Origin of the sequence: Mycobacterium sp. MYCO198283 (genome assembly GCF_021213805.1) — a bacterium.
GTDB lineage: Bacteria > Actinomycetota > Actinomycetes > Mycobacteriales > Mycobacteriaceae > Mycobacterium.
On sequence record NZ_JAJQJI010000001.1, the window covers coordinates 407,455 to 424,491 of the forward strand.

The 17,037-nt window shown below is 69.6% G+C and carries 19 protein-coding genes and 1 pseudogene; 10 read left to right on the plus strand and 10 right to left on the minus strand.

The features are described 5' to 3' along the window. The 3 genes from LV457_RS02000 to LV457_RS02010 form a co-directional block, all read right to left on the minus strand. Positions 1–336, minus strand: a complete 336-nt coding sequence (locus tag LV457_RS02000; RefSeq protein WP_232168688.1) for a hypothetical protein — start codon at positions 334–336, stop codon at positions 1–3. 81 nt (positions 337–417) lie between these two features. Then, the gene (locus LV457_RS02005; RefSeq protein ID WP_232168689.1) at positions 418–1,005 is read right to left on the minus strand and encodes a Clp protease N-terminal domain-containing protein; all 588 of its coding nucleotides are present in this window, start codon (positions 1,003–1,005) and stop codon (positions 418–420) included. Continuing rightward, the gene (locus LV457_RS02010; RefSeq protein WP_232168690.1) at positions 1,005–1,241 is read right to left on the minus strand and encodes a helix-turn-helix domain-containing protein; all 237 of its coding nucleotides are present in this window, start codon (positions 1,239–1,241) and stop codon (positions 1,005–1,007) included. Before LV457_RS02010 ends, LV457_RS02005 begins: the two co-directional genes overlap by 1 nt. A 181-nt stretch (positions 1,242–1,422) precedes the next feature. On the opposite strand from LV457_RS02010, the gene LV457_RS02015 reads away from it, so the two are divergent. From LV457_RS02015 to LV457_RS02025, 3 genes are read left to right on the plus strand one after another with little or no spacing between them, the layout of a single operon-like run. After that, positions 1,423–2,652, plus strand: coding sequence for an acetyl-CoA C-acetyltransferase (locus tag LV457_RS02015; RefSeq protein WP_232169198.1), 1,230 nt, complete (start codon positions 1,423–1,425; stop codon positions 2,650–2,652). Then, positions 2,652–3,410, plus strand: a complete 759-nt coding sequence (locus LV457_RS02020; RefSeq protein WP_232168691.1) for an enoyl-CoA hydratase/isomerase family protein — start codon at positions 2,652–2,654, stop codon at positions 3,408–3,410. Before LV457_RS02015 ends, LV457_RS02020 begins: the two co-directional genes overlap by 1 nt. 3 nt (positions 3,411–3,413) lie before the next feature. Beyond that, positions 3,414–4,706 (plus strand): acyl-CoA dehydrogenase family protein, encoded by a 1,293-nt coding sequence (locus tag LV457_RS02025; protein WP_232168692.1) that lies wholly within the window; start codon positions 3,414–3,416, stop codon positions 4,704–4,706. On the opposite strand, the gene LV457_RS02030 is transcribed toward LV457_RS02025, so the two are convergent. The 4 genes from LV457_RS02030 to LV457_RS02045 all read right to left on the minus strand — a co-directional run bounded on the left by LV457_RS02030 (position 4,703) and on the right by LV457_RS02045 (position 7,962). Continuing rightward, the gene (locus LV457_RS02030; protein WP_232169200.1) at positions 4,703–5,653 is read right to left on the minus strand and encodes a phosphotransferase family protein; all 951 of its coding nucleotides are present in this window, start codon (positions 5,651–5,653) and stop codon (positions 4,703–4,705) included. The two genes, LV457_RS02025 and LV457_RS02030, sit on opposite strands and share 4 nt — an antisense overlap. Further along, positions 5,641–6,429 (minus strand): SDR family NAD(P)-dependent oxidoreductase, encoded by a 789-nt coding sequence (locus LV457_RS02035; protein WP_232169202.1) that lies wholly within the window; start codon positions 6,427–6,429, stop codon positions 5,641–5,643. The genes LV457_RS02030 and LV457_RS02035 overlap by 13 nt, the downstream gene beginning before the upstream one ends. Next, positions 6,426–7,112, minus strand: a complete 687-nt coding sequence (locus LV457_RS02040; protein ID WP_232169204.1) for a GAF and ANTAR domain-containing protein — start codon at positions 7,110–7,112, stop codon at positions 6,426–6,428. The genes LV457_RS02035 and LV457_RS02040 overlap by 4 nt, the downstream gene beginning before the upstream one ends. An 85-nt stretch (positions 7,113–7,197) precedes the next feature. Continuing rightward, the gene (locus tag LV457_RS02045; protein WP_232168693.1) at positions 7,198–7,962 is read right to left on the minus strand and encodes an alpha/beta fold hydrolase; all 765 of its coding nucleotides are present in this window, start codon (positions 7,960–7,962) and stop codon (positions 7,198–7,200) included. 128 nt (positions 7,963–8,090) lie between these two features. On the opposite strand from LV457_RS02045, the gene LV457_RS02050 reads away from it, so the two are divergent. The 3 genes from LV457_RS02050 (at position 8,091) to LV457_RS02060 (ending at position 11,317) form a co-directional block, all read left to right on the plus strand. Further along, positions 8,091–8,528 carry an Hsp20/alpha crystallin family protein gene (locus tag LV457_RS02050; protein WP_232168694.1) on the plus strand — a complete coding sequence of 146 codons (438 nt, stop codon included), beginning with the start codon at positions 8,091–8,093 and terminating at the stop codon, positions 8,526–8,528. Positions 8,529–8,688: 160 nt separating this feature from the next. After that, positions 8,689–9,702, plus strand: a complete 1,014-nt coding sequence (locus LV457_RS02055) for an LLM class flavin-dependent oxidoreductase (RefSeq protein WP_232168695.1) — start codon at positions 8,689–8,691, stop codon at positions 9,700–9,702. 73 nt (positions 9,703–9,775) lie between these two features. Continuing rightward, positions 9,776–11,317 (plus strand): HNH endonuclease signature motif containing protein, encoded by a 1,542-nt coding sequence (locus LV457_RS02060; RefSeq protein WP_232168697.1) that lies wholly within the window; start codon positions 9,776–9,778, stop codon positions 11,315–11,317. A gap of 7 nt (positions 11,318–11,324) precedes the next feature. Here LV457_RS02060 and LV457_RS02065 read toward each other — a convergent pair whose 3' ends face one another. Beyond that, complete coding sequence (locus tag LV457_RS02065; RefSeq protein ID WP_232168698.1) at positions 11,325–11,750, minus strand: hypothetical protein; 426 nt, start codon at positions 11,748–11,750, stop codon at positions 11,325–11,327. Between the two features lie 67 nt (positions 11,751–11,817). Here LV457_RS02065 and LV457_RS02070 point away from each other — a divergent pair, with 67 nt between their 5' ends. After that, positions 11,818–12,258, plus strand: coding sequence for a cupin domain-containing protein (locus LV457_RS02070; RefSeq protein ID WP_232168699.1), 441 nt, complete (start codon positions 11,818–11,820; stop codon positions 12,256–12,258). On the opposite strand, the gene LV457_RS02075 is transcribed toward LV457_RS02070, so the two are convergent. Continuing rightward, positions 12,255–12,965 (minus strand): 3-keto-5-aminohexanoate cleavage protein, encoded by a 711-nt coding sequence (locus LV457_RS02075; RefSeq protein WP_232168700.1) that lies wholly within the window; start codon positions 12,963–12,965, stop codon positions 12,255–12,257. The genes LV457_RS02070 and LV457_RS02075 overlap by 4 nt on opposite strands. A gap of 107 nt (positions 12,966–13,072) precedes the next feature. Here LV457_RS02075 and LV457_RS02080 point away from each other — a divergent pair, with 107 nt between their 5' ends. From LV457_RS02080 to LV457_RS02090, 3 genes and pseudogenes are all read left to right on the plus strand, one after another. After that, positions 13,073–13,423, plus strand: coding sequence for a molybdopterin oxidoreductase (locus LV457_RS02080; protein WP_232168701.1), 351 nt, complete (start codon positions 13,073–13,075; stop codon positions 13,421–13,423). Further along, complete coding sequence (gene nirB, locus LV457_RS02085) at positions 13,420–15,909, plus strand: nitrite reductase large subunit NirB (protein ID WP_308192154.1); 2,490 nt, start codon at positions 13,420–13,422, stop codon at positions 15,907–15,909. The genes LV457_RS02080 and nirB overlap by 4 nt, the downstream gene beginning before the upstream one ends. After that, positions 15,906–16,208 (plus strand): annotated as a pseudogene (locus LV457_RS02090) (Rieske (2Fe-2S) protein); the annotation flags it as partial. The gene nirB and the pseudogene LV457_RS02090, both read left to right, overlap by 4 nt. A 2-nt stretch (positions 16,209–16,210) precedes the next feature. Here LV457_RS02090 and LV457_RS02095 read toward each other — a convergent pair. Next, complete coding sequence (locus tag LV457_RS02095) at positions 16,211–16,984, minus strand: VOC family protein (RefSeq protein ID WP_232168702.1); 774 nt, start codon at positions 16,982–16,984, stop codon at positions 16,211–16,213. Between the last annotated feature and the right edge of the window lie 53 nt (positions 16,985–17,037).

A 17,037-nucleotide genomic window follows, 5' to 3' on the forward strand; every position in this document is an offset into this window, starting at 1 on the left:
TCAGTACGCCCAGCCGACATAGGCCGCACCTCCGATGAGCACCGTGGCCGCCGTGCCGAGAACACTGACACCCCAACCTCGCGGCGTCGGAGAACGCCGGGTGAGCAGTACTCCGCCGACACCGGCGTTCAGCACTCCCATGGAGCCGAGCGCAGCAAGCAGTCGCGCTGCCTCCTGGTCTGTAGGCGGCAACAGCTTGCCGATCAACCATGCGCTCAACAACAAGACGCCGAACGCCGCTTGAACCGTCACCGGCGCGGTGAGCGTGGCAATTCGCCACATCTGCTCGTCATCGCGTGCAGACGCTCGGCGCCTAGGAATACCGGATTTCGTCATGCGTAAACGACCCCGGCGGGTACTGGCGGTACCGTGGTGGGGACGATCGTGGTGATCATTCCGGCGAGCCACGCTCACGTGCTACGCGGCGTGGTCGAGCAGCTGTTGCACCGCGGCGCGAAGGCGCTGAATGCCTTCGTCGCCGCCCAACAGCGTCCGAGTGGGAGGATTCGCGGCGCGCATGATGCCGAGCAGGACGTGGCCGGCCTCGATGCGATCGTCGCCACGTGAAACCGCTTCACGCAGGGACAGTTCGAGGGCCTTCTTGGCACCGCCTGAGAAAGGGATGTGCCCGAAGTGCAGCGGACCGCCGAGCGGGAACCGTCTGCGCGACGGCGCATCGGCCGGTACCGCGCGTTCAAGAGCGTCCGCACCGAATGTCGCCTCCAGGCTCTCTCGCACCGACTCCAGGTCGATGCCGATGGATCGCAGTGCAGCAGCATCCTCCTCGCCAAGCGGTTCCTCGGCACGCCTGTCACCTAGTGCCGCTTGAACATTGTCTGCTGTGACCCCGTTACCGGCCAACACATTTCGCAGATCCGTCCCCGAGCACATCGTGATGCCCAGCAAGAGATGTTCAATCCCGATGGCGGGCGAGCGGAAGTCCCGCGCCTGCTCCTGGGCGACGACGATCGCGGAGCGCGCCGGTTTGCTGAATCGTTCGAACATCAGCGGATCTCGCCCTTCCGGTTGTACTTCTGATGAACCGCTTGCCTGCTGACTTCCAGCGCGTCGGCGATCGCCTGCCAGGACCAGCCCTGTCGTCTGGCGTTGGCCACCTGTATCGCCTCCAGCCGCTCGAGCAACCGCCGCAGGGCCAGTACTGCCCGCAGCCCCACCTTTGGATCGGAACTACTGGCGGCGGCCGCCAGAGTGGTTGCCTCCTCGCTCACGCGTATCAACATAAGTTGACACCTGGAGGTTTGTCAATCTAGGTTGACAGTCGGGGCACCGATCGCTCGCCGCCGATGCTTCGGCGCCCCGGCCAGCCGTCATGACATGATCGTTGAGAACCGACTTGCCTGGCCGCGAGAACCCGGTTCCACCGCCGACCGTCATCGCCGGTCGCGACGAGGGGAGCTCGACATTCCTGCAGCGTTCATCATCGACGCCGTCCGCACCCCGCGCGGTAAGGGCCGCCCGGACGGCGGTCTGCACGGCATTCATCCGCAGGAGCTCTTGGCGCAGTGCCTGCAGGCCGCGACGCGGCGCACCGACATCGACCCGGCTCAGGTCGAGGACGTCGTGATCGGCAACGGGATCATGGCCGGCGAGCACGGCGACGACATCGCGCGGCTCGCGGTGCTGCTCGCGGGCTGGCCGCAGACCGTCCCAGGGATGACACTCAACCGGTTTTGCGGCTCCGGCCAGCAGGCAATCACCGTGGCGGCTGCCGGGGTCGCAAGCGGCCAGCAGGACTGCGTGGTCGCCGGCGGGGTCGAGTCGATGTCGCGGTGGGACGTCGCGGTTGGCGTGCCGACGATCGACGGCGCGAATCCCGCCTTCCGCCACCGCTATCCGACGGTGCCGCAGGGCATCTCGGCGGACCTCATCGCCACGCTCGAGGGCTTCTCGCGTTCCGACGTGGACGCCTACGCCGCCGAGAGCCAGCGTCGCGCCGCCGAGGCGATCGCCGCTGGGTGCTTCGAGCGCTCGATCGTGCCGGTCACCGACGCCAACGGGCAGGTGGTTCTCCACCGCGACGAGCATCCCCGGCCCAGTACCACCGCCGAGAGACTGGGCACGCTGCCGCCCGCCTTCGCGTCCATGGGCGACGTCCGGCCCGACGGCGATCGGCGCACGTTCGACGAGATCTGCTGCGACGTCTACCCCGGCGTGGATGCCGTCGAGCACGTGCACCACGCCGGCAATTCGTCGGGGGTGGTAGACGGCGCCGCGGTGGCGGTGGTTGCGTCCGAGGCGTTCGTCGCCGCGCAGGGCATCAGCCCGCGCGCAACGATCCGCGCCGCCGCGGCGGTGGGCAGCGAGCCGATCATCATGCTCACCGCACCGGGACCGGCCGCGCAGCGCTGCTTGGATAAGGCGGGGATGACGGTCGACGACATCGACCTGTGGGAGATCAACGAGGCGTTCGCCGCCGTGCCGCTCAAGACCATACGCGACCTCGGCCTGGATCCGCAGTGCGTCAACGTCAACGGCGGCGCGATTGCGCTCGGCCACCCGATCGGCGCCACGGGCGCCATGCTGATCGGCACCCTGCTCGACGAACTCGAACGGCGCGACCTGCAGACCGGGCTCGTGACGATGTGCACGGGCGGCGGAATGGGCACGGCAACCATCGTCGAGCGGGTCTGATGCCCGAGACACTGCAGCTCGACACGCCCCGGCGAGGCGTCGTGGTGCTGCGGTTGAACCGTCCCGAGAAGCTCAACGCGATCAACGCGGTGATGCGAGATGAACTGCTGGAGACCATCTCTGCGCTGAGCGCCGACCTCGCGGTGAAGGCCGTCGTACTCACCGGCGGTGGGCGCGGGTTCAGCGCCGGCCTCGACGTGCGCCACTTCGCCGACGACGTCCCCGCCGCCACCGACCCGGCCATTGCCCGGCTGCGCTTCCAGGAGTCGATGGCCGCCCTCCCGCAGGCGATCTACGACGCCCCGCAGCCCTACGTCGCCGCCGTCAACGGCCCCTGCGTCGGCGCCGGCTTCGCGCTGTGCCTGGCCGCTGACATCCGGATCTGTTCAGCCGCAGCTACGTTCGGCAACGGTGCGATCCTGCTCGGCCTGTCGGGCGCCGAGATGGGAATGAGCTATCACCTGCCGCGCATCGTCGGGACGAGCGTGGCCGCCGACTGGATGCTCACCGGCCGCACCGTAGCCGCCGAGGAAGCGGATCGCCGTGGCCTGGTGAGCCGAATCTGCGAGCCCCACGAGCTGCTCGACGCGGCGATCAGCATTGCGTCGCAGATCGCCGGCCTGACCCGCCTCGGCGTCCAGCTGACCAAACGGGCGCTGCAGGTGAACACCGATGCGGCCGCGCTGCATTCGGCGCTGGAGCTGGAAAACCGCAACCAGGTGCTCAGCCACGCTGATGCAGCACGCGCGAAAGGATGACCGATGGCGTGGGACTTCTCCACTGATCCCGAATGGGCGGCGCAACTGAAGTGGGTCGAGGAATTCGTCCGCGAGGAGTGCGAGCCGATCGACTACATCGTCAAGGAATCGCACGACCTCGGCGACCCGGTGCGCCAGGCGTTGATCCCGCCGCTGCAGCAGATCGTCAAAGAACGCGGACTGTGGGCAGCCCACCTCGGCCCGCACCTCGGCGGACCCGGCCACGGGCAGGTGAAGCTGGCGCTGCTGAACGAGATCCTCGGCCGCTCGGAGTGCGCGCCGATCGTCTTCGGCTCGCAGGCACCGGATTCCGGCAACAGCGAGATCCTCGCGCACTACGGCACCCCCGAGCTGAAAGAGCGCTACCTCGCGCCGCTCCTGGACAACCGCATCATCTCCTGCTTCTCCATGACCGAGCCGCAGGGCGGCGCCGACCCGAAGGTGTTCACCACCACCGCCACGCAGGACGGCGACCATTGGATCATCAACGGCGAGAAGTGGTACTCGTCGTTCGCGTCGATGGCGTCATTCATCATCGTCATGGCGATGACCGATCCGGATGCCCCGCCGTACCAGCGGTATTCGATGTTCGTCGTGCCGGGGGACACGCCGGGGATCAATGTATTGCGCGACGTCGGGCTCGGCTACCAGCCGCCGGGCGGCGGGCGCGAGGGCTACGTCCGCTACGAGAACGTCCGTGTACCGAACGACCACATGCTCGGCCCGCGCGGCGGTGCGTTCGTCGTCGCGCAGACCCGGCTCGGCGGCGGCCGTATCCATCACGCGATGCGCACCGTCGGGCTGGTGCGGCGGATCTTCGACATGATCTGTGAGCGCGCCGTCTCCCGCCACACGCAGGGCACCGCGCTGGCCGACAAGCAGCTCGTCCAGCAGATGGTGGCCGACTCCTGGATGGAGATCGAGGCGTACCGGCTGTTGACGCTGCAGACCGCGTGGAAGATCGACCAGTACAACGACTACGCCGCGGTGCGCGGGGACATCTCGGCGGTCAAGGCGATGATGCAGAAGGTGCTGCACGACGTCTCGGCGCGCGCGCTGCAGATCCACGGCTCGCTGGGCACGTCGCACGAGATGCCGTTCGTGCAATACCTGACGGAGTCGTTCGTGCTGGGCCTCGCCGACGGTCCCACCGAGGTGCACAAGGTGACGCTGGCCAAGCTGTTGCTCAAAGACGTCGAGCCGGCGCCGGACGCGTTCCCGTCGGAGCATCTGCTGCGGCTCCGGGCGGCGGCCGAGGCGAAATACGCCGACCGGCTCGCCGGAATTCCCCGCTAGCCGAGCAGGTCTCGTGCCTGCGCCAGCAGGCCCGGCAGCACCGGCGCCATCGCTTCGAGTTCCGGCCGCGGCGACGGCCGGCGGCGGTTGTGCTTCACGATCAGCGACCACGTGGCCACCGACTTGAAGCACGCCAGCGCGCAAAACCAATTCAGCCGCGGCACTGCGGATTCGAGCGCGCGCGCGTAGGTGTCGGCCAGGTCCGCAGGCAGCGGGGTGCGGCCGACGTACGGGGTGCTGCGGCGGTAGGTCCGGGCGTCGCTGTTCACCAGGAACCAGCCGGCGTCGATGCGCGGATCGCCGACCGTCCAGATCTCCCAGTCGATCACGGCGCGGACCTCGGAGCCGGCGCACAGCAGATTTCCCAACCGGAAGTCGCCGTGCACCACCGCGGGCGGCATGGGAGCCGGCGCCGACGCCCGCAGCGCTGCGGCGACGTCGCGCCACCCCGGCGCGAGCGCGATATCGACCGTCTGCAGGGTGCGGCACCACCGTTCGACCTCGCCTGCGGCGGTGACCACGGGTTCGTCGGCGAGCCCGAGCGCGTGAACCGGCAGCCGGTGCAGCGCTGCCATCACTTCGGCGGCTCGGTGGTACCGGCCGCCGACCTCGTCGTCGCCGCCGTCGCGAACCGGGTCGTAGAGCGGCTCGACCGACGTCCCATCGACGTGCGACATCACGAACAGCGGTGGGTCACCGTCGTCGGTGACGAGCACCTCCGGAACCGGGACCGGCGTGTCCGACAGCGCGCGGATGATCCGCGCCTGCCGCAGCACGTCGCGGTGGCCGACGGGCGCGACCCCGGCCGGCGCCACCTTGACCACCACCGGTTGTCCGCGGCGTTCGCCCGCGTAGGTGAGGCTCGACGCGCCACCCGGCAGCGGCCGCAACGCCCGGATGCCGAACCCTTCCAGCCGCCGGGCGAGCTCGTCGGTCAGCGCAGCCAGCCGATCTCGCGCAGGAACGGCTGGGTGTGGGCGATGCGGCCCGTCATCGTCTTCGGGTCCCCGGTGCACAGCGTCAGCGCCGTCTGCGTGATCAGCTCGATGTCCTCGGTGTCGGTCTTGGCGAGGTCCAGCGTGCCGGCGCCCGGCGTCGCAACCGGGTGCGACGGGGCCGCGGCGTTGACGGCAATGCCGTCGTCGTACAGCTCCGCCGCGAGGCTCTTGGTCAACCGGTTCAGCGCCGCCTTGACCGTTCCATAGATGCCGAATCCGGCAGAGGTGTCGAAGTCCGTGAACGGCGGCCCATCGGGCAGGTCGCCGCCCACCGACGTCACGTTGAGCACCCAGCCGCGGCCGCGTTCCCGCATCGCCGGGATCGCGAGCTGCGTCAGGTGCAGCGGTGCGACGACGTGCATCTCCATCATCAGCCGCACGCGCTTCTCGGGAAAGGTGTCGAGCGGCCGCAGGAACGTCACCGCGGCGTTGTTGACCAGGATGTCCGGCGCGCCGACGCGGTCGACCACCTCGGCGAACAACCGCTGGCGGTCCTCGGAGTTCGACAGGTCGGCCTGCACGGCGATCGCGCTGCCGCCCACGCCGGTGATCTCGTCGAGCGTCTCCTGCAGGGACCCGGTGTACTTCGGGTCCGGTGCCAACGTCCGCGCGGTCAAGGCGACGGTGGCGCCCGCCGCGGCCAGGCGCTGGGCGATGCCCTTGCCCAGCCCCCGGCTGCTGCCGGTCACCAGGGCCACCTTTCCGTCGCAGCTGCCCATGCTCAGTGGCTCCGCGTATCGACGACACCTTGCGCGACGTCGGTCAGCTTGGTGTTGCTGGTCTGGGACAGTTCGCGCAGCAGTTCGAAGGCCCGCACGGCGTCGACCTTGAAGCGTTCCATGATGATGCCCTTGGCCTGGCCGATCAGGTCGCGCGTCGAGAGCGCCGACTCGAGTTGTTCGCCCTGTCGGCTCGCCGTGATCGCGGCGGCGGCGTGGGCGGCCAGCACCGACCCGATGGCCTCGGACTGGTAGTCGAAGGCGTGCGGCTCGGTGCCGAAGACGTTGAGCGCGCCGGCAGCGCGTTGGCTCGTGTACAGCTTGAACGACAGGCTGCTGCGGATTCCGAGGTCCGTCACGGCCGCGGAGTACTTGGGCCAGCGCGTCTCCTGGGTGAAGTCGTCCACCCGTACGATCAGCTCGTCGAGTGCCGCGGTGATGCACGGGCCCTCCTCGAGGTCGTGCTGCAGCGTGTCGAGCCGGTACATCAGCGGGTCGGTGACCGCGTGCGACTCGAACGATCCGCCGCGCCCGATGAGCAGGACGCCGGCGGTCGCCGCGCCGGGAAGGAACTCGACCGCGGCGGAGGTGACGCCGGTCAGCACCTGGTCGACGCTCAGCGGGACCGCCATGGTGCGGGCGAGTTCACCCATGCGGAACGCGAGATCATGCTGCGCATCGAGGCTCATCGGCGTCCCTTCTGCTTTTACGCCGGTGTCAGTCATACCGGAGCGTAACCACACCCGAACGCCTGTGTGGAAAGTCGGGTGTTGGTCAGCCGGTGAGCGCCCGGCGCAGGAACGGCTCGACAGCATGCAGGAAGTTGCGGGGCTGCGACGAGAACGGCAGGCGGCCGGTGGGCAGCACCACCAACTTGGCGCGCGGAACCGCGTCTCGTGCGGCGCGCGCGACCTTGAGCGACGCGAGCGCGTCCTGCGATCCCCACACGATCAGCGTCGGCGCGGTGATCGCCGCCGCGGGCGCCCGTAGGTCGGCGGTGGTCCGCAGCAGCCGTGCCCACTGCGCCGACCCCGCGCCGGTGCGTGCCCGCGCGGCCACCGTGCCGGCGATCCGGCGGTCGCTCACGCTCTGCGGCCGGATGTACCGGGCGACGAGGCCCGGCAGCACCGCCCGGCTCACCGCACGCAGGCCGAGCAGCCGTGCAACCTTGGGTCGGGCGAAGCCGTCGGTGTTCACCAGGACGAGGCCTGCCACCACATCGGGCCGGACGATGGCCAGGTGCGCCGCGGCCGCACCGCCGATCGCGTTGCCGATCACGACGACACCGGAGAGCTCCAGCGCCGCGACCACGTCTTCGAGCGCCTCGCCCAGCAGGTGGCCCGTCAGCTCCGGCGCCGGCTCGGAATCCCCGTGGCCCGGCCAATCGAGGGCGATCACGCGGTGACGCTCGGCCAGGAACTCGGTGACGGGTTCGAAATCGTGGCGGTCGTGCAGCGCGGCGTGGAGCAGCAGCACCGGTCTGCCGCTGCCGGTTTCGCTGTACGCGAGGCGGCCGGCGCGAGTGCTCAGCGTGGGCATCGGCGTCCAAACTATCGGAAAATTTTCTGGCACTCTCTTGCCTCGAGTGCTAATATCGGAGTCGCACAGTAAACAAGCTGCCCGCCAGGGTGGCGGGCTCTGATGGGCGACAGAGGAGGTGTGTTGCTGTGCTCCGCTTTGATCCGTTCACCGATTTCGATGCCCTCGCGCGCACGCTGGCCGGCCAGACCGGATCGAATCGCAGCCCCCGGTTCATGCCGATGGACCTCTACAAGGTCGACGACCATTACGTCCTGACAGCGGACCTACCGGGTGTCGATCCGGGTTCGGTCGACGTCAATGTCGACAACGGCACCCTGACGCTGACCGCTCACCGCTCCGGCAGGTCCGAGGACTCTGTGCAGTGGCTCGCCAACGAGCGGTTCTTCGGCACCTATCGCCGGCAGCTCGCGCTCGGTGAAGGCATCGACACCGAGAAGATTAGCGCCACCTACGAAAACGGTGTGCTGACGGTGACCATCCCGATGGCCGAACGCGCCAAGCCGCGCCGCATCGACGTCGCGCACTCGTCGTCGGCGAAGTCGATCGAGACCAGCGGCAGCTGATCCAGTTCCGGTGAGCCGCCCCCGAATGCCGGGGGCGGCTCTTTCGGTTTGGTACACGTCGTTGAGAGATTGCCGCCCGACCACCGGCCGTTTGCAGTCGAGGTTGCGAGCTCATCCGCTACGGTGCGAACACCGTATGTGTCGCAGACCCGGGGTGCTCGTGAACAGATTGTCCTTCGGCTATCTCTACGACTTCCGCAATCCACGCCACTGGCAGCGGCCATGGCCCGAGTTGTACGCCGATATCCTCGACTTCGTCGAATGGAGCGAGAGCGTCGGCTTCGAGGGCGCCTGGGTGCCGGAACATCATGCGGCGGAGGACGGCTATCAGCCGTCGCCCCTCGTGTTGCTGGCGGCGATCGCAGCGCGTACGACGCGACTGAAGCTCGGCGCAGGGGTTGCGCTTGCCCCGCTGTATCACCCTGTGCGATTCGCCGAGGACTGCGCCGTGCTCGACATCCTGTCGAATGGGCGGCTCGAGATGTCGCTGGCCGTCGGATACCGGCGGCGCGAAGCCGAGGGATACGGCGTGGACTTTTCGACGCGCGGCCGTCGGACCGACGAGTTCCTCGAGATCGTCCAACGGTTGTGGGCGGGTGAGACCGTTACTTTCGAAGGCAAGCACTTCCAGTTGAAGAACGCGGCCGTCACGCCGACGCCCGTGCGCGGGCGGGTGCCTCTTTATCTCGGCGGCTTCAACGACAAGGCGCTCGAGCGCTCCGCGAAGTTCGGTGAGGGCTACTTCGGCAATATGGAGTTCGTCGATCGGTACGTCGATAAGCTCCGCGCCTGCGGTAAGAATCCGGCGAAGGCCCGCGTTCGCATTCAGGGATTGTTCTGCGTGGTCGCACACGACCGCGATGAAGCCATCGATGAACTGGCGCCGTACTTCCTGCACGTGAACAATTCGTACGGGCAGTGGTTGAACGAAGACCGTGCGTCGACCGGTGTGGGTGACACGACCCAGCTCCAGCCGTTGACGCTCGACGCGTTCAAGACGAGCGGCATCTTGCAGGTGCTGACGCCGCCTCAGGCGATCGAGATGTTCGAGGACATGCGGGCAAAGGCACCCGTCGAGCACTTCACCATGATGTTGCCGCCGGGCCTGCCGCCCGCGCGGTTCAAGCCTTACGCGCAGATCTTTGCCCGGGAAGTGATTCCAGCTTTCCGCTGAGAGCAGCTGTCGCGCTGTCGCCCGACCGTTCGAGCGCGGCTCGGTGTCAGTGGTGCCCAGTACAATCGAAACTATGTTCGAACGACTGCCGCCCGACGACGTGGCCGGTCTTGACGATGCCGGCGTCGTGTCGGCGATCTCGACGTGGTCGGCAGTCGAGTCCGCAGCAGCGGCGCGGCGGTTGGCGGCCATAGCGGAGTTGTTGTCGCGGCGCGGTGATGAAGCCCTGGACATGTGGGCGTTCGACGGCTGGGACTGCGCGGCCGCGGAGGTCGCGGCGGCGTTGACCATCAGCCATGCCAAGGCGTCCTCGCAGCTCCATCTGGCGGTCGCGCTGCGTGACCGGCTGCCCAAGGTGCGGGCGTTATTGGCGGCTGGACGGCTGAGCGTGCGAGTGGCATCGACGATTGCGTGGCGCACCGCGCTGGCGAGCGACGAGGTGGTCGGCGAACTCGACGCCCAGATTTCGGCGACCGCGACGCGTTGGGGCGCACTGTCGGACGCCAAATTGGCGGCAGCGATCGACGTGGTGATCGACCGGATGGATCCGGCGGCGCTGCGTCACAGCCGCACCTCGGCACGCGCCCGGGATGTGGTGATCGGAGATCGCGACGACTCCGGCGGCCTGACCTCGTTTTGGGGTCGGCTCTATGCCACCGACGCCGAAGTGCTGAAACGCCGCCTCACGGCGATGGTGCACGGGGTCTGCGACGACGACGGGCGCACCCTGCGGCAGCGGCGCGCCGACGCGCTCGGCGCTCTGGCCGCGGGATCCCTGCAGCTGAGGTGTCAGTGCGGCAACCCGGCTTGTGCGGCCGGCGCAGTGAACGACGGCCCCGCCGCCTCGGTCGTCGTTCACGTCGTCGCCGAATCCACCGCCTTGGCCGAACGACCCGATCCGGCGATGAACGGCAACGATCCGGTGCCGGACACAACGCCGGCCGCCGCGGAGCCCGCCGCGGCCGAGCCGCCGGGCGGCAGCCCGGATGAGTCGCGCGTGTCGGGTGCGCGGCCGACCGCCGTGCTCGCAGGAGTGGGGCCGATCCCGACCTCGCTCCTGGCGGAACTGATCGCCGCCGGCGCGACGGTCCGCGACGTCCGCGACATGACCGCCACGAGCGCCGAACCGCGCTACACCCCGTCGTCGGCGCTGCAGGACTTCGTCCGCGCGCGCGATCTCACCTGCCGGTTCCCCGGCTGCGACGCGCCCGCCGAGACCTGCGACTGCGACCACACCACGCCCTATCCGGCGGGCCCCACCCACCCCTCGGGGTTGAAGTGCCTGTGCCGCAAACATCACCTGCTCAAGACGTTCTTCAGCGGCCCCGGCGGCTGGCGGGACGAGCAGCACCCCGACGGCACCGTCGTGTGGACCGCCCCGACCGGCCACACCTACACCACCGTCCCCGGCGCCCGCCTGCACTTCCCCGGCTGGAACACCAGGACCGGCGAGCTGCCCGCAACCGTCAGCCAACGACCGACCGCCGCGCCCGCCGGGCTCACGATGCCGCGGCGCCGACGCACCCGAGCCGCCGACCGCGCCCGACGCACGGCCTACGAACGCTCCCTCAACGACGCGCTCGTCGCCGAACGAAACCGACCACCGCCATTCTGACGATGGTTCACCGCGAGGACAGCGCGGCAGCGAGCGCCCACAGCGAAAAAGCAACGGCGCCAACGGCTCCCGCCGCACCCACGTAGAGACCGAAGCTCACGGCGTAGGAGGGTCCGGCGTTGCTGCGGTAGAAGACGACGATCAGCGCGCTCACGGCCGCAGCGAGGACCAGCGCCGCACCGGCCGCGCCACGCGCCGAGAGCCCGCGCGCGGTCATCGCACCGGCGACAGCCAACACGGCGGCGAGCAGCACCATCAGCTGACCGACGCCGAAACCGTCCAGCGCCGGAAGGTTCGGATCGCTGACCCGGTGCGCGCCGCCGATCGCACTCACCGTGCCGCCGCCGGCGGTGGTCAGCCACGGGAACCACGCGCTGACGGACACCACGAGGGCACAGGCCACCACCAGCCAACCCGGTCGCGGCGCGAACATGGCTGGCACACTAGCCGGGAAGCGACGCGTCGGGCGCAGCGGCGGCGCCGGCAGGGAGGACACAGCGATGACCGAACTGCCGCAGTGGGCGCGCAGCCTGGACCTGTCCCCGCACCCGGAGGGCGGTTGGTTCCGCGAAACCTGGCGCAGCGAGCTGCGGATGACCCAGGCCGCGCTGCCGCCGGACTACACCGGGCCGCGCAACGCCGCCACCGCCATCCTCTTCCTGCTGTTGCCGGGCCAGCAATCGGCGTGGCACAGCGTCCGCAGCGCCGAGCTGTGGTGCTACCACCGCGGCAGCCCCCTGGAACTGGAGATCGGTGCAGACCGCCACGCCGCCACCACGCAGCGGCTCGGCGCGGACGTCGAAGCCGGGGAGCAGCCGCAATTGCTCGTCCCGCCGGCGCACTGGCAGCGGGCCCGGCCGGCGGGCGACGAGGCCACGCTGGTGAGCTGCATCGTGGTGCCGGGCTTCGATTTCGCCGACTTCTCGCTCGCGGGTCCTTAGCTCAGCAGCTCGACCGCGGCGGTGACGAGCGCCGCGTTGTCGGGGGCGCGGCTGCCGTCGGGCAGCAGCAGCGTGTCCTCCAGGCCGATGCGCGTCTGCAGACCGCGCGCGCCGGCGTGCCGCAGCAGCGGCCAGCAGTTGTCGTCGAGGCCGTGCAGCAGGATCGGCGCCGGCGAGCCGACGGCCCGCACCTGCGCCAGCAGCGCATCGGCCACCGCGGTGTCCTCGTCGGCCTGCAGTTCGAGCATCACCCGCAGACAGTGCTGCGCCACGTCGGAAGCCGCCCAGGACGCTGCGGCGTCTGCGTGGTAGATGCCGCACTCGACGCCGACACCGCGGCTCAGCAGGTGCCGGGCGAGCGCCTCGGCACCCGGCTCGTGCCAGTTGACGGACGCGAAGTCGGGCAGCACCTCCCACGCCTCGACCAGCCGCATCCGCTCCTGCGGATCTCCCGCGGCCCAGATTCCCGTGGTCACCCCGAGCGGCAGGCCCGGCAGCGCCTCGCGCACGGCGGTCACCGCGGCGCCGACGACCTCGGGCCGCAGCGAGTCGCGTCCGTCGCCGTCCTTGGGGTGAAGGTGCACGGCCAGCGCGCCGGCCCGGTGCACCGCGACGGCGGCCGCGGCCAGCTGGGCGGGCGTGACGGGCAGGTTCGGATGCTCGTCGGGCGTCCGAGCGCCGTTGACGCATGCTTCGACGTAGACCATGCGCACATCTTTCCTCCTGGGCACCGGACCGGCACTGAGAGGTCTTGCTGATACGCCGATAACACGGAGGTAGTGGTCTCGTCACCGGCTGCACGGACGCTCGGGCCATGGCCAGTACCCCGAGGTTCCTGCAAGGCGTCTTCGCGTTCCGCGGCAACGGCCTGGACAAGCCGGAGATCATCGCCGACTCGCTCGCCTACGTCGTGCCGCCGGGCGTGGTGGCGCAGCCGCTGTACCTGCGCGGCGGCAACAGCAGCGGCGAACTGATCGTGGTGACGCTGCTGCGCGACGGCGTCCCGATGCGGCTGTTCCCGATCGGCGCCCGCGGATCGGTCAACGTGCCGCTGCGGGTGGTCGAGGACGTCGACCCCGACAGCCGGCTGGAGCTCACCGTCGCCGCACCCGCCGGCACCACCGGCGACGTCGTCGTCGACTTCGGCCTGGTGGAGGTGCTGTGACGCGGCGACTTGTCGTCATCGGCAACGGGATGGCCGGCGCGCGCACGGTCGAGGAAATCCTCGAACGACAGCGGACGGCGGCCGGCGAGCCCTTCGACATCACCATGATCGGCGACGAACCGTACGGCAACTACAACCGGATCATGCTGAGCCACGTGCTCTCCGGTGACGCCGCGCTCGACGACGACGACCTGATGCTGAACCCGATGAGCTGGTACACCGAGAACGGCGTCACGCTCTACGCCGGCGACCGCGCGGTGCGGCTGGACCGCTTCGCCAAGACGGTGCGCTGCGAGAGTGGCCGCGAGCTCTCCTACGACGTCGCGGTCATCGCGACCGGGTCGACGACGTTCTTCCCCAACATGGACGGGCTCCGGGAGCCGGACGGCCGGCTGGGTCGCGGCGTCTTCGGTTTCCGCACCATCGCCGACACCAACGGCATGCTGCAGCTGGCGGAGTCCCGGCCGGGTATGCGAGCGGTCGTCGTGGGCGGCGGGCTCTTGGGCCTCGAAGCCGCCTATGGCCTCCGCATCCAGGGCCTCGACGTCGACGTGGTGCACTCCCCCGGACACCTGATGAACCAGCAACTCGACGAGCGCGGCGGCCGGATCCTGCGCGCGAAGATCGAAGCGCTCGGCGTGGGTGTGCACACCTCCAAGCGCACCACCGCCGTTCTGCGCGACGCCGACGGCGCCGTGACCGGTGTGCAGTTCGCTGACGGCGACACCTTGCCCGCCGACATGATCGTCGTTACCGCCGGCATCCGGCCCAACGTCGAGCTGGCCCGTAGCGCGGGCCTGGTGGTGGAGCGCGGCGTGGTGGTCGACGACCAGATGCGGTGCGAGGACGAGGGTTCGATCTTCGCGGTCGGCGAGTGCTGCCAGCATCGCGGCGAGACCTACGGGCTGGTGGCGCCGCTGTGGGAACAGGCCGGCGTGCTGGCCGACGTCCTCACCGGCGCGAACCCCAAAGCGGCGTACCACGGTTCGCGGCTGACCACCAAGCTGAAGGTGGCGGGCGTCGACGTCGCCGCCATGGGCGTCAAGGGTCCCGAACGCCCCGACGACGAGTTCGTGCAGTTCTACGAACCTCGCGCCGGCGTCTACAAGTCGGTGGTGGTGCGCGACAACAAGCTGATCGGCGCCATGCTGCTCGGCGATGTCAGCAAGGTCGGCTTCCTGTCGCAGGCGTTCGACGACAAGGTGCCGCTGCCCGAGGAACGCATCAGCATGCTGTTCGATCTCGGAACCCCCAGCCCCGCAACGGGTGCCGCCGAGCTGGCCGACGACGCGCAGGTGTGCAATTGCAACGGCGTGACGAAGGGCGACATCGTGGCGTGCGTCGAGGGCGGCGCGAAGACGCTGGCCGACGTGGTGGCCAAGACCCGTGCCGGGAAGGGCTGCGGCTCGTGCAAGGGGCTGGTGGGCGACATCGTCAGCTGCGCCGCCGGCGGTGCCCTCGTAGAGGACGCGTCGGCGGACTGGTATGTGCCGTGCATTCCGCTCACCAAGCCCGAGCTGATCGCCGCGGTCCGCGAGCAGGGGCTGCGCTCGGTGTCCGACGTCTTCGCCGCGCTGGCCCCCAACGGCGAGGACGCCACCGCGAAGATGCCGCTGGCGTCGCTGCTGCGGATGGTGTGGGGCGCCGACTGGGTCGACGAGCCGGGCGCGCTGTTCATCAACGACCGCGTGCACGCCAACATCCAGCGCGACGGCACCTTCTCAGTGGTGCCGCAGCTCAAGGGCGGCGTGACGAGCCCCTGGCAGCTGCGGCGCATCGCCGACGTCGCCGAGCGCTACGAGATCCCGATGATCAAACTGACCGGCGGTCAGCGCATCGATCTGCTGGGAGTCCGCAAGGAAGACCTCCCCCGGGTGTGGGAAGACCTCGACATGCCGTCGGGCTACGCCTACGGCAAGAGTTTCCGCACGGTGAAAACCTGTGTCGGCAGCGACTTCTGCCGGTTCGGCCTCGGGGATTCGACCGCCTTGGGCATCGCGATCGAGGAGCGGTTCCAGGGCCTGGAGACGCCCGGCAAGCTGAAGCTGGCGGTCGCCGGCTGCCCGCGCAACTGCAGCGAGGCGTTGTGCAAGGACCTGGGTGCGGTGGCCGTCGGCGACGGCCGCTGGGAGATCTACGTCGGCGGGGCCGCCGGCGCCCACATCCGCAAGGGCGACCTGCTTGCCACCGTCGACTCCGGCGAGGACGTCATGACGCTGACAGGCCGGTTCATCCAGTACTACCGCGAGAACGCCCAGTGGCTGGAACGCACGTACGCATTCGTGCCGCGGGTGGGCATCGAGGAGCTGCGGCGGGTGTTGGTCGACGACGCCGACGGGATCTGCGACGGCCTGGAGGAGCGCCTGCAGATGTCCATCGACGCGTACTCCGATCCGTGGCAGGAACGGGCGCACCCGAAGTCGCCGGCGCAGTTCGCGCCGTCGCTGCCGCTGCTGCCCCTGCCGAAGGTGCCGGTGCGGCCATGAGCACCCACACGCTGGGTCCGCTGTCGGACCTGACGCCGGGCGAGGGCCGCACCTATGTGGTGGACGGCCGTCAGATCGCGGTGTTCCTGCTGACGGACGGTTCGGTGCGCGCGCTCGACGCGGTGTGCCCCCACCGCGGCGGGCCGCTGGCCGACGGGCAGGTCGACCGCTCGGTCGTGGTGTGCCCGCTGCACCAGTACGTGTTCTCGCTCGACGACGGCACCTGCACAACGGACACCGTCGACTCGGTGCGCACCTACCGCGCCGAGGTGCGCGACGGCGTGATCACCGTCGAGCTTCCTCAGTGCGCCAACGACGACACGTTGAAGGCGGCACCGGTCGGATCGGTCGCCGCGGCGAGCCGGCCGTAGGGGGTGTCCTCGGCGCCCCGGGTGACGCTGCCGCCGCGGGCGACCACCGCTTCCAGCGTGGCGTCGACGTCCTCGACGCCGAAGAAGATGATCCAGTCCGACGGCGTCCCGTCGGGCAGGGATTGCCCGTCCATGACGCCTACGCCGTCCTCCCCGTCGAAAGTGCCGACGGTGTACCGGAATTCGTCAGTGTCGGCCTCGACGCGCAGGTGCCAGCCCAGCAGCTCGGTGTAGAAGCGCAGGGTCGCCGCGTAGTTCTTGGTGGCGGTCAGCTGGTACCAGAGCGGCGCGCCGGCCTCGCCGACGACCTCGAAGCCGCGATGCCCGGTCGGCTGCCACAACCCGACCATCGCGCCCGACGGGTCGGTGACCATCGCCATCCAGCCTTTGCCGGGGACCTCCATCGGATCGCCGCACGCGCACCCGCCCGCGGCGTCGACCCCGGCGACCGTGGCGTGCACGTCGGCGGTGTGCAGGTAGGTGTTCCAGCCGTCGGGCATGCCCCATTCGGGGTTGTTGGGCATCAGGCCGGCGACGTAGCGGCCGTCGGCGAAGGCGTTGCGGTAGCCGCCGTAGTCGGCGCCCGGCGACTCGAAGGTCCAGCCGAAGATCGCCGAGTAGAACTCCTGCGCCCGGTCGATGTCGGACGTCGACAGGTCGATCCAGATCGGCGCACCGAGCGGGGCGGTGGGACGGGTGGCCATGGTGGTCTCCTTCGGGTAGCTGTCGCGGTCAACGTTGTTGACCGCGGCCACCA

What these genes read in the sequence shown, in the direction of transcription:
- LV457_RS02000 (WP_232168688.1), bottom strand. Translation starts at nt 336, where the DNA reads ATGACGAAATCCGGTATTCCTAGGCGCCGAGCGTCTGCACGCGATGAC.
- LV457_RS02095 (WP_232168702.1), bottom strand. Translation starts at nt 16,984, where the DNA reads ATGGCCACCCGTCCCACCGCCCCGCTCGGTGCGCCGATCTGGATCGAC.
- LV457_RS02075 (WP_232168700.1), bottom strand. Translation starts at nt 12,965, where the DNA reads ATGGTCTACGTCGAAGCATGCGTCAACGGCGCTCGGACGCCCGACGAG.
- LV457_RS02065 (WP_232168698.1), bottom strand. Translation starts at nt 11,750, where the DNA reads ATGTTCGCGCCGCGACCGGGTTGGCTGGTGGTGGCCTGTGCCCTCGTG.
- LV457_RS02040 (WP_232169204.1), bottom strand. Translation starts at nt 7,112, where the DNA reads ATGAGCCTCGATGCGCAGCATGATCTCGCGTTCCGCATGGGTGAACTC.
- LV457_RS02045 (WP_232168693.1), bottom strand. Translation starts at nt 7,962, where the DNA reads ATGCCCACGCTGAGCACTCGCGCCGGCCGCCTCGCGTACAGCGAAACC.
- LV457_RS02070 (WP_232168699.1), top strand. Translation starts at nt 11,818, where the DNA reads ATGACCGAACTGCCGCAGTGGGCGCGCAGCCTGGACCTGTCCCCGCAC.
- LV457_RS02060 (WP_232168697.1), top strand. Translation starts at nt 9,776, where the DNA reads ATGTTCGAACGACTGCCGCCCGACGACGTGGCCGGTCTTGACGATGCC.
- LV457_RS02020 (WP_232168691.1), top strand. Translation starts at nt 2,652, where the DNA reads ATGCCCGAGACACTGCAGCTCGACACGCCCCGGCGAGGCGTCGTGGTG.
- LV457_RS02005 (WP_232168689.1), bottom strand. Translation starts at nt 1,005, where the DNA reads ATGTTCGAACGATTCAGCAAACCGGCGCGCTCCGCGATCGTCGTCGCC.
- LV457_RS02025 (WP_232168692.1), top strand. Translation starts at nt 3,414, where the DNA reads ATGGCGTGGGACTTCTCCACTGATCCCGAATGGGCGGCGCAACTGAAG.
- LV457_RS02010 (WP_232168690.1), bottom strand. Translation starts at nt 1,241, where the DNA reads ATGTTGATACGCGTGAGCGAGGAGGCAACCACTCTGGCGGCCGCCGCC.
- LV457_RS02080 (WP_232168701.1), top strand. Translation starts at nt 13,073, where the DNA reads ATGGCCAGTACCCCGAGGTTCCTGCAAGGCGTCTTCGCGTTCCGCGGC.